Source organism: Frigidibacter sp. ROC022, from assembly GCF_024723735.1.
GTDB lineage: Bacteria > Pseudomonadota > Alphaproteobacteria > Rhodobacterales > Rhodobacteraceae > SLM-1.
The window spans coordinates 643,656-658,791 of record NZ_JANQDU010000001.1 but is presented as its reverse complement, the minus strand read 5'-3'; the positions used below and the strand labels follow the sequence as shown (position 1 = coordinate 658,791).

Here is a 15,136-nt window from a genome sequence, read left to right as displayed (position 1 = left end):
GCCGGTCTTGCTGCCAACTTAAGGTCAATTCAATTGAGCTATCAAGCAAGTTGCGCTAGGCGATAGGGCATGACCCTGCAAACGCCCCGATTCCCGGGCTCGAATGCCGAGCGGAGCCGCCTGTGGAACCGGGCGCTGGTGCTTCGGCATGTCCGGACAGCGGGCGCCTCGGGCCGGGCCGAAATCGCCCGGGCCTCGGGGCTCTCGACACAGGCGGTGTCGAACATCATCGCCGATCTGACCGGCGAGGGATTGCTGGCCGAGATCGGGCGCAGGCAGGCCCGGCGCGGCCTGCCGGTGGCGCAATATGCCGTCGCCCCCTCGGGCGGACACGCCTTGGGGGTGGAGTTGCGGCCCGATGCGGCACGGGCGGTGCTGAGCGATCTGGCGGGGCGTGCGCTCTGGTCGGGGCGGCGTGCCCTGGCCCATGCCGGACCTGACGAGGTCGCCGGGGAAATCAATACGTTGCGCGACGAAGCTCTGGCAGGTAGCGGGGTCTGCCCGGACCGGCTTCTGGGCATCGGCGTGGTCATGCCGGGCCCCTTCGGGCACACCGGACTGGCCGCCGCCGCCACCGAACTGCCGGGCTGGGAGCAGACCGACCCGGCGCCGTTCCTCGAGTCGCGGCTCGGCTGCGCGGTGGTGATCGAGAACGATGCCAACGCCGCCGCGGTGGCCGAACGGCTGTCGGGCGTGGCGCAGGGGCTGGAGCACTACGCCTTTCTCTATTTCGGAGCCGGGCTGGGGCTGGGGATCGTCTCGGACGCCGGCCTGCTGCGCGGCGCTTTCGGAAATGCCGGCGAGATCGGCCATGTCCGCATCGACGGGCGGCGGCTGGAAGAGGTCGCCAGCCGGGTCTCGCTGGCCCGGCGGCTGTCGGCGGCCGGCCATGCGGCGGGCACGGTGGAAGAGATCGAGGCGGCGCTGGACGCCCCCGAGACCGGCCAATGGCTGGACGAGGCCGCCGCGGCCCTGGGCCAGGCGGTGGTGCTGCTGGAAAACCTGCTCGACCCGCAGGTGGTGATCCTCGGCGGCGCCCTGCCCGATGCGCTGATCGACGGGCTGATTTCCCGGATCGTCCTGAGCCCCGCCAGCCTTGCCGCCCGCCCCGACCGGACCCTGCCGCGCCTGATGCGGGGCGCCGCGGGCCGGATGACCGCCACCCATGGCGCCGCCGCCCTGGTGCTGGACCGCCTCTTCACCCCACGGCTCGACGCCGCCTGACATATTACGGAGCCAATCATGCCCCTGACCGACCGAGACCTTCTTGCCCAGGACCAGGACCACCCATTGATCGTCGATCTCTGGCTGGCCCTGCGGGCGCTCGGCTCGGTGACCTCCTTCATGCAGACCGGCGCGCATCCGGATGACGAGACCAGCACGATGCTGGCGCCGCTGCGTTTCCGCGACGGGCTCTCGACCTCCTATCTCTGCTCGACCCGCGGCGAGGGCGGACAGAACGACATCGGCGCGGAAACGGTGCGCGACCTGGGCGTGATCCGCACCGCCGAGATGGAGCGTGCCGCCGCCGCCCTGGACCTGCGGATGTACTGGCTGAGCGAGACCCCGGAGGATGCGATCTTCGATTTCGGCTTCTCCAAGTCGGGGGTCGAGACCATGGGCATCTGGGGCCGCGACCGGACCATTGCGCGTTTCGTCGATGTGCTGCGGCAGGAAAAGCCCGACATCATCTGCCCGACCTTCCTGGATGTCGGCGGCCAGCATGGCCATCACCGCGCGATGACCGAGGCGGCGCATATCGTCTTCGAGGCGGCGGCGGACCCCGCCTTCAAGGGGTCGGACCTGGCGCCCTGGACGGTCTCGAAACTCTATCTGCCGGCCTGGGGCGGCGGTGGCGGCTCCTATGACGACGACGAACCGCCGCCGCCCGCCACGGTGACGGTGGACTGCCGCGACCGCGATCCGGTCACCGGCTGGAGCTATGCCAACATGGCGCAGCGCAGCCGGGCGTTCCACCTGACCCAGGGCATGGGAAGCTGGGTGGCGCCGGGCGCCGAGCAGGACCGCGCCCTGCACCTGGCGGCCAGTCGGGTCGGCGCCGACAGCGCGGCGGTCACCGACAACCTGCCACGGAACCTGGCCGACCTGGGACTCGAGGCCGCCGGCCGCGCCCTGGCCGAGGCACAGGCCGCCTTCCCGGACCGTGCCGCCGTCGCCGCAGCCGCCGCCGAGGCGCTGCGCCTTCTCGACGGCGCGGTGGTGGCGCCGGAACATGCGCATCGGCTGCCGGTGAAGCGCCGCGAACTTGCCCGGGTGCTGCGGCTGGCCCTGGGGGTCGGCGCCCGCGCCCGCAGCGGCCGCGACTGGCTCTGGCCCGGCGCCTCCGGCGCCCTGCGGATCGAATCCGACAAGGGCCGGGCCGAGTCGCTGGAGGTGCGCCCGGTGCTGCCCACGGGCTGGCATTTGCGCGACGGCGCGGTCGAGATCGACGGCACGGCCGCGGTCGCCGATCCCTACCCCGTCGCCTATGACCCGCTGCGCCCGCGCCTGCCGGCACTGGCGCTGAAGATCGGCCTCGGCGGCCAGGTCGTGGAGGACCTTCTGCCGATCGACTCGCCGCCCCAGGTCGGCCCGGCCAAATCCGCCCGGCTGGTCCCGACGGCGGCGCTGATCAACCTGGCCCTGCCGGTCGGCGCGGTGACGGTGCATCTGGCCGATCTGCGCCCCGAGGCGGCGCGGCCCGAACTGTCCCTGCCTGACGGCTGGCGCCAGGACTGGTCCGGCCCCCAGGCCCTGCTGATCCCGCCGGACGGGCTGCAGGAAGGCATCGTCGAGGCGCCGCTGCTGCTCGACGGCGAACCGGCGCCCTCCGAGCACCGCTTTGCCTACAAGCATATCGCACCGCGGCTGCGCAGTTTCCCGGCTCGGCTGCGGATCCTGGCCGCCCATGTGGCGCTACCGCAGGTCCGGGTCGGCTATGTCGGCACCGGCAATGACAGGGTGCTCGACTGGCTGCGGGCCATGGGGCTGGACACCGTCGATCTTTCCGAGACTGATCTGGGCGATGGCGAGGGGTTCGAGGGGATCGGGGCGCTGGTCGTCGGGGTCTTCGGCTTCCGCAACCCGCGTCTCGCCGCCGCCCTGCCCCGGCTGCACGACTGGGTCGCGGCGGGGGGCACGCTGCTGACGCTCTACCACCGGCCCGGCGACAACTGGGCGCCGCAGACCACCCCGCCGCGGCCGATCCAGATCGGCAGCCCCAGCCTGCGCTACCGGGTCACCGACCAGAACGCCGCCGTCACCCATCTGTCCCCGGATCACCCGGTTCTGACCGGCCCGAACCGGATCGGCCCCGAGGACTGGCAGGGCTGGGCCAAGGAACGCGGGCTCTATTTCGCCAAGAGCTGGGATGCCGCCTATTTGCCGCTCATCGAGCTTGCCGACCCCGGCGAGGCGCCGCACCGCGGTGCGCTGCTCAGCGCCGAGATCGGCCAGGGCCGCCACAACCACTGCGCGCTGAACCTGCACCACCAACTGCCGGAACTGACCCCCGGCGCCTTCCGCCTGATGGCGAACCTGCTGGCCAGGCGCGGCGGCTGACCGCTTTACCTTGGAAATATCCCACGGGGGCGCGGGGGTGTGAAACCCCCGCTCCCGCCCCCGTCACGACGCGGGCGGGTCGTCCCCGCGGGGCCGGACGCTCAGGCCAGATTCGCCTCGACGGTGATTTCCGCCGCCGCCAGCAGGCGCGAGATCGGGCAGGTGTCCTTGGTCTTGGTCACGAGTTCCTGGAACCGGGCCGCATCCAGCCCCGGCACCGCCGCCTCGACGGTCAGATGGATCCTGGTCACCGTCGGCGCCTCGCCCGACAGGTCGAGCGAGACCTCGGCCCGGCACTCGATCCGGTCGGCCTTGACCCCGGCGGCATCGAAATTCCCCGACAGGGCCATCGCATAGCAGCCGGCATGGGCCGCGGCGATCAGTTCTTCCGGGTTCGAGCCCTCCTCTTCGCCGAACCGCTTGGCAAAGGCATAGGGCGCGTTCAGGGTGCCGCTCTCGGATGTAACGGTCCCGGTCCCGTCCTTCAGCCCGCCGGCCCAGGTTGCCGTGGCATGTCTGCGGATCATCTTCGCCTCCCTCTTCAACGCCCGGCCACACCGGCCGGGATCCCGCTCAGGCTATCCGTTCCGTTGCGACGGCAACAGCCCGTTTCCCGCACGGTTTCTTGACCTTCCGTGCATTTTGCAGTAGCAGCGTGCCGCCCGACATCCGGTCGGGCTTCAGGCGGGGCGTGTCAGGCAAGCGTCCCATCACATGCGGGCAGGCAAGGTGCCAAGGCCCGCTACGATTGGACGCAAATGACGAAATTCACCGACCTCAAACTGGACCCCAAGGTCCTTTCCGCTGTTGCAGATGCGGGCTACGAAACCCCGACCCCGATCCAGGCGGGCGCGATTCCGGCCGCCCTCGAAGGCCGCGACGTCCTGGGCATCGCTCAGACCGGCACCGGCAAGACCGCCGCCTTCGTGCTGCCGATGATCTCGCTGCTCGGCCGGGGCCGCGCCAAGGCCCGGATGCCGCGCAGTCTGGTCCTATGCCCGACCCGCGAACTGGCGGCCCAGGTGGCGGAGAATTTCGACACCTATGCCAAGAACCACCGGCTGACCAAGGCGCTGCTGATCGGCGGCGTCTCGTTCAAGGATCAGGATGTCGCCATCGACCGCGGCGTCGATGTGCTGATCGCCACGCCGGGCCGGCTGCTCGACCACCGCGAACGCGGCAAGCTGATCCTCAACGACGTGAAGGTGATGGTCATCGACGAGGCCGACCGGATGCTCGACATGGGCTTCATCCCGGATATCGAGCGCATCTTCGAGATGACCCCGCCGCGCAAGCAGACGCTGTTCTTCTCGGCCACCATGGCGCCCGAGATCGAGCGGATCACGAAGACCTTCCTGAAGGACCCGTTCCGCGTCGAGGTGGCCCGCCAGGCGACCACCGCCGAGACCATCGAACAGGGCGTCGTGATGTTCCGCGCCTCGCGCAAGGATCGCCAGCCGTCGGAAAAGCGCGAATTGCTGCGCAAGCTGATCGAGGCCGAGGGCGAAGCCTGCACCAACGCGATGATCTTCTGCAACCGCAAGTCCGAGGTCGATATCCTGGCCAAGTCCTTGCAGAAACACGGCTATGACGCCGCCCCGATCCATGGCGATCTGGACCAGTCGCAGCGCACCCGGACCCTGGAAGGGTTCCGCGACAAGAGCCTGCGCTTCCTGGTCTGCTCGGACGTGGCGGCGCGCGGGCTGGATATCCCCTCGGTCAGCCATGTGTTCAATTTCGACGTGCCGAGCCACCCCGAAGACTACGTCCACCGGATCGGCCGCACCGGCCGGGCCGGGCGTTCGGGCAAGGCGATCATGATCTGCACGCCGGGCGACGAGAAATATCTCGATCAGGTCGAGCGTCTGCTGGGCAAGACCATTCCGCGGCTCGAAAGCCCGATGGGCGGCAGCGCCGAGGCTCCGGCGGAAGACGCGCCCGCGCCCGAGCGCAGCAGTTCCTCGTCGCGGTCCAGGTCACGCTCGTCGCGGTCGCGCTCTTCCTCGCGCCGCAGCGACGGGGACAAGGCCAAGCCGCAGGACACCGCAGCGGCCCCGGTGGCGGAACAGAGCCCGGAACCGGCCGAGACCGAGGCCCCGCAGGCCCCCGAGAAACAGGCCGCCGAGAAACCGGCCGGCGAGAAGAAAGAGCAATCCGGCCGTGGCCGGCAGGACTCGCGCCGCGAGAACAAGAAGGGCGACGCCGTGGTCGGCATGGGCGATCACCTGCCCTCCTTCATCGCGCTCAGCTTCGACCAGCGCCGCCCGGGCTGAGCCCGGGCCGCCGTTTACCGGATCGCAAGCCCGCCATGCCAGGGTGAGACCGGCCACAACCGGCCCGGTTTCCCCGAGGGTGCGATGAGTTTCATGTCAACGAGGCTGGACGCCGACCCACGGCGTTACCGCAGGCAGAAGATATCGCTTCTGTCGGAACTCGCCGCCCCGGATGGCGAGACCTTTCAGGTCCGGACCATCGAATGTTCGGGCGGCGGCGCCAGGATCATCTTCGAGGATGCCGACGGTGACGCCTTGCAGGGCGAAGGCTGGTTGCTGACGATCCCGCGCCTCGGCTGCTACGAGGTGCAGATGAAGTGGCGGCGGGACAGCACCTATGGGGTCCGCTTCGTGATGCCGGTGGCCGAACAGGACCATCTGGCCGCCCGCCTGGCCCTGATCGCGCCCCGCCTGCAACAGGCCGAACCGCAGCGGGACCGGACGGGCCGGGCAGCGCCCGGCCCCCTGCCCGGCCCGCTCAGGCCGACAGCCGCGAAATCACCACGCTGACTTCCGGCTTCTTGCCGATCTCGTTGGCGGCCGACTGCCGGGCGATCCGGCGCAGGTTGTCTTCCAGCTTGTCGTCGTTGCGCAGGGTCTTGGCATCGGCGCGGCCGAGGAACTGCGACAGGTCCTCTTCCAGCACGTCCAGCAGCGGCGCGTTAGAGCGGCCGAGTTCCGGCAGGCCCATGGTATCGCACCAGGCATCGCCCAGAACCTCGTCCGATTCGTCGATGATCACCGTGACAACGACATGGCCATTCAGCGCCATCCTGATCCGGTCGCGGACCACCCCGTCCATCGCGCCGATCAGCACCGAACCGTCCAGATAGGTGCGGCCCGGGTCGATCCTCTCGACGATCTCGGGACGGTCTCCGGAAAGATCGACCATCATGCCGTTGGTGGCGATGACCGAGGGGATCCCGGCCTCCTCGCCCAGATTGGCATGTTCGCGCAGCATCCGGTGCTCGCCATGCATCGGCACCAGCATCTTCGGCTTCATCAGCCGGTGCATGAAGGCGAGGTCGGGCCGGTTGGCGTGGCCCGAGACGTGGTAGGCGCCGCCGTTGTCATCGACCACCTCGACACCACGTTCCGAGAAATTGTTCATGATCCGCAGCACGCCGCGTTCATTTCCGGGGATGGTCTTCGAACTGAACAGGAAGGTGTCGCCCTCCTTCAGTTCCAGGCCCAGATACTTGCCCCGGCTCAGCGCCGCGCTGGCGGCCCGGCGTTCGCCCTGGCTGCCGGTGGTGAGCAGCATCAGGTGGTCGCGCGGCACATCCGCCGCCTCTTCCGGCTGCAGGACGCGGGGGAAATCGGTCAGCACGCCGGTCTCGGTCGCGGCATCGACCATCCGGCGCATGGCGCGGCCGAGCAGGACGATCTCGCGCCCGGCCCGCTTGCCGGCCTCGGCCAGGGTCTTCAGACGCGCCACGTTCGAGGCAAAGGTCGTCGCCGCCAGCATCCCGCTGGCCCCCGCGATCAGCCTTTCCAGATTGTCGGCGATGTCGGCTTCGGAACGGCCCGCGGCGGGCTGGAAGACATTGGTGCTGTCGCAGACCAGGGCCCGGACGCCCGGCGCCGCGATCGAGGCCCAGAGATCGTCATCAAAGGCCTCGCCGACGCCCGGCGTCCGGTCGATCTTGAAGTCTCCGGTATGGACGATCCGGCCGGCCGGCGTATCGATGACCAGCCCGGCGCTTTCCGGGATCGAATGCGAGATCGGCAGGAAGCCGACCTTGAAGGGGCCGGCGGTCACCGTCTCGGGCCAGGCCTCGGTGATCTTCAGCACATCGGTCGCCAGCCCGGCCTCGGAGAGCTTCAGCGCCCCCAGATGGCCGGTGAAGCGGCGGGCATAGACCGGCGCCTCGATCTGCGGCAGCAGCAGCGGCAGCGCACCGATGTGGTCCTCGTGGGCATGGGTGATGAACACCGCCTCGATCCGGTCGGCGCGCTGCGCCAGCCATTTGATGTCGGCCATGATCAGATCGACGCCGGGAGAGCTGTCCATGTCGGGGAAGGTGACGCCGAGATCGACGACAATCAGCCGCTCGCGGCCCTTCTTGCCATAGCCATAGACATAGAGGTTCATGCCGACTTCGCCGGCGCCGCCGAGTGGCAGGTAGATCAGCCGTTCCGCTGTCATGAGTGGTCCTGATCCTTGTTGAATTTGTGAATGACGGTCAGCCCGTGCATGGTCAGATCGTCCTCGATCGCGTCAAACAGAACGTCGCCCTGTGCAAACAGGGGCGCAAGGCCGCCGGTTCCGATGATCTTCATCGGGCGGCCGTATTCGGTGCGGATCTGATCGCAGATATAGCGGGTCAGTCCGATGTAGCCCCAATAGACCCCGGCCTGCATGCAGGCAACCGTATTGGTGCCGATCACCTTGTCGGGCCGCGTGATATCGATATGCGGCAGGGCGGCGGCGGCGATGTGGAAGGCCTCGAGCGAGGTGTTGACCCCGGGCGCGATCACCCCGCCGACATAGGCGCCGTCCTCGGCGGTGATGTCGAAGGTGGTGGCGGTGCCGAAATCGACGCAGATCAGGTCGCCGCCATGGCGGTCGTAGGCGGCGGTGGTGTTGACGATCCGGTCCGGCCCGACCTGGGTGCCGACATCGACGCGCGGCACATGCGGCAGGGCGCAACCGGGCTTGCCCACCACCAGCGGCCGACAACCGCAATACCGGTCGGCAAAGACCCGCAGGTTGAACAGCACCCGCGGCGCCGTCGAGGAGACGATCATCTCGGTGATGTCCCAGGGCAGGTTCTTGTGCTCCATCAGGGTGGAGAGCCAGACGAAATACTGGTCGGCGGTGCGCTGCCATTCGGTGGAGGTGCGGAAGGTGGCGAGAAAGCGCTCGCCGTCCCAGATCGACATCACCGTGTTGGTATTTCCGCAATCGATGCACAGAAGCATGGTCATCCCCTCGGGTCGGGCCTCTGGACCTGAGCTACCGGAGAATGCGCCGCCAAGGAAGGGTGCAGCCCGAAATCGCCCGGCGCGGCGTCTATGGCGCCCGGCGGGGGCCCTGCCCCCGCACCCCCGGAGTATTTGCAAGGCAAAGAGGCCGGATCAGAAGAAGACCTCGGCAGCGGCGATGGTGTGGCGGGTCGTCGGGGTGGCAAGGATCAGGCAGCCGCTGGCGTCGATGCTCTCGAACCGGCCGGTCAGTTCGCGGCTGCCGGTGCGGGCGGTGATCTCCTGGCCGAGCCGGGCGGCGCGGCGCAGCCATTCGGCGCGGACCGGGGCGAATCCCTCGGCCCGGAGCCGGGCCTCCCAGCCGGCGAAGGCCCTGGCGAGCAGGGTCAGGAAGGCCTCGGGCGCGATGCGCAGCCCGGTCTCGGCCAGCAGCGCCACCGGGGGAAGCGCGCCGGGCTGGAGTTCGTCCCGGGCCGGGGCGGCGGCCAGGTTGACCCCGATGCCGATCGACAGCCAGCCACCGGGCAGCGTCTCGAGCAGGATGCCCGCCACCTTGCCGCCATGCAGCAGCACGTCATTGGGCCATTTCAGCGCAAAACCGTCGGGTCGGCCGGTGGCATCGGAAAAGGCGTCATGCAGGGCCAGCGCCGCCGAGAAGCTGCGCAGCGCCGCCTGTGCCGCATCGGTGCCGACCGGCAGGGCCAGCGTCGCGGCAAAATTGCCCGGCGGCATCGCCCAGGCCCGACCGCGCCGACCGCGCGCGGCGGTCTGCTGCAAGGCCATGATCCATTCCGGGCCGCTCAGCCCCGGTGCGACCCGCGCCGCCTCCAGCATCGTCGAATCGACGTCCGGAAGTATCCGGCGGCCATAGCCCTCGGGCCAGTCCTCAGGGGACAAGGGCCGCGGCGGCGGCGGCCGCCATGCCCTCGATGCCGAAGAGATTGACCACGCCGACCAGCATCAGCAGCGCCGAGCCCATCAGGGCCAGCCAGGGCACCGGGGTCATCGTGCCGTCGAGCGCATCGCCCTCGTCGCCGAAATACATGTAGTAGACGATCCGCAGGTAGTAGAAGGCGCCGATCACCGAAGCGACGACCCCGCCGACCGCCAACCAGAACAGGTTGGCATCGACCGCGGCCTTCAGCACCCACCATTTCCCGAAGAAGCCGACCAGCGGCGGCACGCCGGCCAGCGAGAACAGCAGCACCAGCATCGCCAGCGCCTTCAGCGGCTCCCGCTTGGAGAACATGTTGAGCGAGGCGATCTCGGTCACCGGCTGGCCATCCCGGCTCATCGACAGGATGAAGGCAAAGGTGCCGATGTTCATCGTCACGTAGATCGTCATGTAGACCAGCATCGCCTGCACCCCGGTCTGAGTGCCCGCCGCCAGCCCCATCATCGCGAAGCCCATGTGCGAGATCGAGGAATAGGCCATCAGCCGCTTGATGTTGGTCTGGCCGATCCCGGCGATGGCGCCGAGGAACATCGACAGGACCGAGATCAGCGCCAGGACCTGGCTCCAGTCCGCCACCACCTGGCTGAAGGCATCCTGCATCAGCCGCGCCAGCAGCAGCATGGCGGCGACTTTCGGCGCGGTGGCCAGGAAGGCCGTCACCGGCGTCGGCGCGCCTTCGTAGACATCCGGCGTCCACATGTGGAACGGCACCGCCGAGACCTTGAAGGCCAGGCCGGTGATCAGGAAGACCAGGCCGAACAGCAGCCCGATCGGGGCGCCTTCGGCGGTCGCGGCGACGATGCCCTCGAAGCTCGTCGTGCCGGCGAAGCCGTAGCAGAGCGAGGCGCCGTAGAGCAGCATCCCCGAGGCCAGGGCGCCGAGGACGAAGTATTTCAGGCCGGCCTCGGTCGAACGCTCGGAATCACGGCGGATCGAGGTGACGACATAGAGCGACAGCGATTGCAGCTCGAGCCCCATGTAGAGCGACATCAGATCGCCGGCCGAGACCATCATCATCATCCCGACCGCGGCCAGGGCGACCAGGATCGGATATTCGAAGCGCAGCAACCCGCGGCGGGTCATGTAGCTTTCCGAGATCGCCAGCACCGCGGCGGCCGACAGCAGGATCGTCACCTTGCCGTAGCGGGCGAAGGCGTCGTCGATGAACATGCCGTGGAAGGCCGTCTCGGCGCCGCCGCGGCTGAGCGCCAGCCAGACGCCCAGCACCGCCATGACCACCACCGTGGCCCAGGTGATGAGCGTGGCCAGCTTGTCCTTGCCCGAGTAGACGGCACCCAGGAGCGCCGCCATGGCGAAGACCGCCAGCAGGATTTCCGGCAAGATGACGGAGAGATCGGTCTGGGTCATCGCTGCCCCCTCAATGCACGGCTTCGGCCACCTGCCCGATCGCGGGCAGGTCGGCATGGTAATTGGTCAGAAGCGCCGTCACGCTCGGCCCGATGACATCGGTCACCAGCGCCGGATAGACGCCCAGCAGCAGGGTCATCACCACCAGCGGCGCGAAGATCGCCTTTTCGCGGGTGGTCATGTCCTTGATCGATTTCAGGCTCTCCTTGATCAGGTCGCCCAGCACCACCCGACGGTAGAGCCAGAGCGCGTAGGAGGCCGACAGGATCACCCCTGTGGCCGCCACCGCCGCCACCCAGGTGTTGACCTGGAACATGCCGGCCAGGGTCAGGAACTCCCCGATGAAGCCGCTGGTGCCCGGCAGGCCGACATTGGCCATGGTGAACAGCATGAAGATCAGCGCATAGGCCGGCATCCGGTTCACCAGGCCGCCATAGGCGTCGATCTCGCGGGTATGCATCCGGTCGTAGATCACCCCGACGCAGAGGAACAACGCGCCGGCGACGAAACCGTGCGAGACCATCTGGAAGATCGCGCCGTCGACGCCCTGCTGGTTGGCGGCGAAGATGCCGGCGGTCACATAACCCATGTGGGCGACCGAGGAATAGGCGATCAGCTTCTTCATGTCCGACTGCGCCAGCGCCACCAGGCTGGTGTAGACGATGGCGATCGCGCTGAGCCACAGCACGAAGGTGCTGAACAGGTCCGAGGCGAAGGGGAACATCGGCAGCGAGAACCGCAGGAAGCCGTAGCCGCCCATCTTCAGCAGGATCGAGGCCAGCACCACCGAGCCCGCCGTCGGCGCCTGCACGTGGGCATCGGGGAGCCAGGTGTGCACCGGCCACATCGGCATCTTCACCGCGAAGGAGGCGAAGAAGGCCAGCCAGAGCAGGCTCTGCATCCCGCCGATGACCTGGACGCCGAGCACCGAGATCGTGCTGTGGCTGAAGTCATGCACCAGCAGGGCCGGGATGTCGGTGGTTCCGGCGTCGATATACATCGCCACCATCGCGACCAGCATCAGCACCGAGCCGAGGAAGGTGTAGAGGAAGAACTTGAACGCGGCGTAGATCCGCTCCTTGCCGCCCCAGATGCCGATGATCAGGAACATCGGGATCAGCCCGGCCTCGAAGAACAGGTAGAACAGCACCAGGTCCAGCGCCATGAAGACGCCGAGCATCAAGGTCTCGAGCACCAGGAAGGCGATCATGTATTCCTTGACCCGGGTCGTGACGTTCCAGCAGGCGGCGATCGTCAGCGGCATCAGGAAGGTGGTCAGCATCACGAACAGGACCGAAATCCCGTCGACGCCCATCTTGTAGGTCAGGCCGGCCAGCCAGGTCCGCTCTTCCACCATCTGGAAGTCGGTGTTCTGCGGGTCGAACTGGAAGTAGATGAACAGCGAGATCAGGAAGGTCGCCGAGGTGGCGAAGAGGGCCAGCCACTTGGCGTTCTTCTGTGCTGCCGGGTCTTCGCCGCGCAGGAACAGCGCCAGTGCCATGGCCGCAACCAGCGGCAGGAAGGTGACGATGGATAGCAGGTTGTCCATCAGCCGTTGCCTCCGATCAGAACCATCCAGGTAATCAGCACCGCGATCCCGATCACCATGGCGAAGGCGTAGCTGAAGATGTAGCCAGACTGCCAGCGTCCGGCGAGCCTGGTGAAGAAGGGTATGATGCCCATCGCAACCCCGTTGAGGAATCCGTCGATCACCGAGCCGTCACCCCGCTTCCACAGGAAGCGGCCCAGGGCCCGGGCCGGGCGCACGAAGGCCCAGTTGTAGATTTCGTCGACATACCACTTGTTCAGCAGGAACAGGTAGAGCGGCCGCTGGTTCGCCGCCAGCCGGCCCGGCAGAGCCGGATTGACGATATAGAACATCCAGGCGGTGAACAGGCCGATCAGCATCGCGATGAAGGGCGAGACCTTGACCCAGCTCGGCGCTTCGTGCGCGTGCTCGATGACGTGGTTGTCGGGCCCCATGAAGATCGCGCCTTCGGGTGCCACCGCCGGGCCGTGGCCCTCGGCGCCCTGGCCCGCGTCCGCCCCGGCATGATCCGCTGCGGCCGGCTCGGCGGCGCCATGGTCGGCACCGGCGGGCGCCTCGGTCGCGGCGGCGCCGTGGCCTTCCCCTGCCCCGGCCTCGGCGGCGGCATGGCTGGGCAGTGCGAAGAACTTGTTCAGCTTGTCATGGTCGCCGAAGAACGGCCCGTACCAGACCATCCCCGCCAGCGCCGCGCCCACCGCCAGCACGCCCAGCGGCACCAGCATGACACCCGGGCTTTCATGGGCGTGTTCATGCGCATGATGATCGCCGCGCGGCTTGCCGAAGAAGGTCATGAACATCAGCCGCCAGGAGTAGAACGAGGTGAACAGCGCCGCGATGACCAGGCTCCAGAAGGCATAGCCGGTGCCGCCGGCCCAGGCGCTCTCGATGATCGCATCCTTCGACAGGAAGCCGGCGAAACCGATCGTGGTCAGCGGAATCCCGACCCCGGTGATCGCCAGGGTGCCGATCAGCATGGCGTAGTAGGTCAGCGGGATCTTCTTCCGCAGCCCGCCATAGTTCCGCATGTCCTGCTCGTGATGCATGGCATGGATCACCGAGCCGGCACCGAGGAACAGCATCGCCTTGAAGAAGGCATGGGTCAGCAGGTGGAACATCGCCACCGAATAGACCCCGACGCCCGCGGCCACGAACATGTAGCCCAGCTGCGAACAGGTCGAATAGGCGATCACCCGCTTGATGTCGTTCTGCACCAGGCCGACCGTCGCGGCGAAGAAGGCCGTGGTGGCGCCGATGAAGACGATCATCTGCTTGGCATAGGGGGCGTATTCGAACAGCGGCGACATCCGGCAGACCAGGAACACCCCGGCGGTCACCATGGTGGCGGCGTGGATCAGGGCCGAAACCGGTGTCGGGCCCTCCATCGCGTCGGGCAGCCAGGTGTGCAGGATGAATTGCGCCGATTTGCCCATCGCGCCAATGAACAGCAGCACCCCCAGCACATCCGCCGCCGGCCAGTCGCGCCAGAGGAAGTGCATGGTTTCGCTGCCCAGACGCGACGACTCGGCGAAGATCACGTCGAAGGACACCGAGTCGGTCATCCAGAACAGTCCGACGATGCCGAGCGCGAAGCCGAAGTCCCCGACCCGGTTGACCACGAAGGCCTTGATCGCGGCGGCGTTGGCGGACGGTTTGCGGAAGTAGAAGCCGATCAGCAGATACGACGCGACGCCGACACCTTCCCAGCCGAAGAACATCTGCACCAGGTTGTCCGAGGTGACCAGCGCCAGCATCGAGAAGGTGAAGAAGGACAGATAGGCGAAGAAGCGCGGCTTGTAGCTTTCGCCTTCCTTGAAATTGTCGTCATGGGCCATGTAGCCCAGCGAATAAAGGTGGACGAGGCTCGACACGCTGGTCACCACGATCAGCATGATCGCGGTCAGCCGGTCCAGCCGGATGCCCCAGTCGGCGGTCAGCGTGCCCGAGTCGATCCAGCGGAACAGCGTGATGTGCTGGGTCTCGCCGTCGAAGCCGAGAAAGACGATCCAGCTCAGCAGCGCCGCCAGGAACAACAACCCGGTGGTCAGGTACTGCGCCGCCTGCTCTCCGATGATCCGCCAGCCAAAGCCTGCGATGAGGGCGCCGATCAACGGCGCAAAAAGGATGATCGAGGTCATTATCCTAGCCCTTCATCACGTTGACATCTTCGATGTCGATGCTGCCGCGGTTTCGGAAGAACACCACCAGGATCGCCAGCCCGATGGCGGCCTCGGCGGCGGCGACGGTGAGGACGAACATGGTGAAGACCTGGCCGACCAGGTCGCCGAGGAAGGAGGAGAAGGCGACAAAGTTGATGTTCACCGCCAGCAGCATCAACTCGATCGACATCAGCACGATGATGACGTTCTTCCGGTTCAGGAAGATGCCGAAAATGCCGATGACGAACAGAGCCGCCGCGACGGTGAGGTAATGTTCCAGTCCGATCATTCGCCTAACCCTGAACCTTGTGTTTCGCCGGCACCGCCGGAACGCCCGGCCGCGATC

General features: G+C 67.6%; 12 protein-coding genes. 4 read left to right on the top strand and 8 right to left on the bottom strand.

Annotation, left to right across the window (positions count from 1 at the left end; all coding sequences use genetic code 11):
• The first annotated feature begins 69 nt into the window (after nt 1-69).
• A complete protein-coding gene (locus tag NUW50_RS03200; protein ID WP_258287618.1) occupies nt 70-1,224 on the top strand; it encodes an ROK family transcriptional regulator in 1,155 nt (384 codons plus the stop codon).
• Between the two features lie 18 nt (nt 1,225-1,242).
• Nucleotides 1,243-3,561, top strand: coding sequence for a PIG-L family deacetylase (locus NUW50_RS03195; protein WP_258287617.1), 2,319 nt, complete (start codon nt 1,243-1,245; stop codon nt 3,559-3,561).
• 101 nt (nt 3,562-3,662) lie between these two features.
• On the opposite strand, the gene NUW50_RS03190 is transcribed toward NUW50_RS03195, so the two are convergent.
• On the bottom strand, nt 3,663-4,088 hold the full coding sequence (locus tag NUW50_RS03190; protein WP_258287616.1) for an OsmC family peroxiredoxin: 426 nt from the start codon (nt 4,086-4,088) through the stop codon (nt 3,663-3,665).
• A 231-nt stretch (nt 4,089-4,319) separates the two neighbouring features.
• Here NUW50_RS03190 and NUW50_RS03185 point away from each other — a divergent pair, with 231 nt between their 5' ends.
• The gene (locus NUW50_RS03185) at nt 4,320-5,834 is read left to right on the top strand and encodes a DEAD/DEAH box helicase (RefSeq protein ID WP_258287615.1); all 1,515 of its coding nucleotides are present in this window, start codon (nt 4,320-4,322) and stop codon (nt 5,832-5,834) included.
• A gap of 84 nt (nt 5,835-5,918) precedes the next feature.
• Complete coding sequence (locus NUW50_RS03180) at nt 5,919-6,344, top strand: PilZ domain-containing protein (RefSeq protein WP_258287614.1); 426 nt, start codon at nt 5,919-5,921, stop codon at nt 6,342-6,344.
• Here the strand turns inward: NUW50_RS03180 and NUW50_RS03175 are convergent.
• The 7 genes from NUW50_RS03175 to nuoK form a co-directional block, all read right to left on the bottom strand.
• Complete coding sequence (locus NUW50_RS03175) at nt 6,313-7,983, bottom strand: ribonuclease J (RefSeq protein ID WP_258287613.1); 1,671 nt, start codon at nt 7,981-7,983, stop codon at nt 6,313-6,315. The genes NUW50_RS03180 and NUW50_RS03175 overlap by 32 nt on opposite strands.
• Nucleotides 7,980-8,759: a type III pantothenate kinase gene (locus NUW50_RS03170; RefSeq protein WP_258287612.1), complete on the bottom strand. Its 780-nt coding sequence runs from the start codon at nt 8,757-8,759 to the stop codon at nt 7,980-7,982. The genes NUW50_RS03175 and NUW50_RS03170 overlap by 4 nt, the downstream gene beginning before the upstream one ends.
• 156 nt (nt 8,760-8,915) lie before the next feature.
• Nucleotides 8,916-9,659: a biotin--[acetyl-CoA-carboxylase] ligase gene (locus NUW50_RS03165; protein WP_258287610.1), complete on the bottom strand. Its 744-nt coding sequence runs from the start codon at nt 9,657-9,659 to the stop codon at nt 8,916-8,918.
• Nucleotides 9,649-11,085, bottom strand: a complete 1,437-nt coding sequence (gene nuoN, locus NUW50_RS03160; protein WP_258287609.1) for an NADH-quinone oxidoreductase subunit NuoN — start codon at nt 11,083-11,085, stop codon at nt 9,649-9,651. Before nuoN ends, NUW50_RS03165 begins: the two co-directional genes overlap by 11 nt.
• Before the next feature lie 10 nt (nt 11,086-11,095).
• Nucleotides 11,096-12,634 (bottom strand): NADH-quinone oxidoreductase subunit M, encoded by a 1,539-nt coding sequence (locus tag NUW50_RS03155; RefSeq protein WP_258287608.1) that lies wholly within the window; start codon nt 12,632-12,634, stop codon nt 11,096-11,098.
• Nucleotides 12,634-14,769 carry an NADH-quinone oxidoreductase subunit L gene (gene nuoL, locus NUW50_RS03150; protein ID WP_258287607.1) on the bottom strand — a complete coding sequence of 712 codons (2,136 nt, stop codon included), beginning with the start codon at nt 14,767-14,769 and terminating at the stop codon, nt 12,634-12,636. Before nuoL ends, NUW50_RS03155 begins: the two co-directional genes overlap by 1 nt.
• A gap of 4 nt (nt 14,770-14,773) precedes the next feature.
• Complete coding sequence (gene nuoK, locus NUW50_RS03145) at nt 14,774-15,079, bottom strand: NADH-quinone oxidoreductase subunit NuoK (protein ID WP_258287606.1); 306 nt, start codon at nt 15,077-15,079, stop codon at nt 14,774-14,776.
• Nucleotides 15,080-15,136: the final 57 nt, after the last annotated feature.

Coding starts and splice junctions, on each gene's coding strand:
- NUW50_RS03200 (WP_258287618.1), top strand. CDS start 70: ATGACCCTGCAAACGCCCCGATTCCCGGGCTCGAATGCCGAGCGGAGC.
- NUW50_RS03195 (WP_258287617.1), top strand. CDS start 1,243: ATGCCCCTGACCGACCGAGACCTTCTTGCCCAGGACCAGGACCACCCA.
- NUW50_RS03190 (WP_258287616.1), bottom strand. CDS start 4,088: ATGATCCGCAGACATGCCACGGCAACCTGGGCCGGCGGGCTGAAGGAC.
- NUW50_RS03185 (WP_258287615.1), top strand. CDS start 4,320: ATGACGAAATTCACCGACCTCAAACTGGACCCCAAGGTCCTTTCCGCT.
- NUW50_RS03180 (WP_258287614.1), top strand. CDS start 5,919: ATGAGTTTCATGTCAACGAGGCTGGACGCCGACCCACGGCGTTACCGC.
- NUW50_RS03175 (WP_258287613.1), bottom strand. CDS start 7,983: ATGACAGCGGAACGGCTGATCTACCTGCCACTCGGCGGCGCCGGCGAA.
- NUW50_RS03170 (WP_258287612.1), bottom strand. CDS start 8,759: ATGCTTCTGTGCATCGATTGCGGAAATACCAACACGGTGATGTCGATC.
- nuoN (WP_258287609.1), bottom strand. CDS start 11,085: ATGACCCAGACCGATCTCTCCGTCATCTTGCCGGAAATCCTGCTGGCG.
- NUW50_RS03155 (WP_258287608.1), bottom strand. CDS start 12,634: ATGGACAACCTGCTATCCATCGTCACCTTCCTGCCGCTGGTTGCGGCC.
- nuoL (WP_258287607.1), bottom strand. CDS start 14,769: ATGACCTCGATCATCCTTTTTGCGCCGTTGATCGGCGCCCTCATCGCA.
- nuoK (WP_258287606.1), bottom strand. CDS start 15,079: ATGATCGGACTGGAACATTACCTCACCGTCGCGGCGGCTCTGTTCGTC.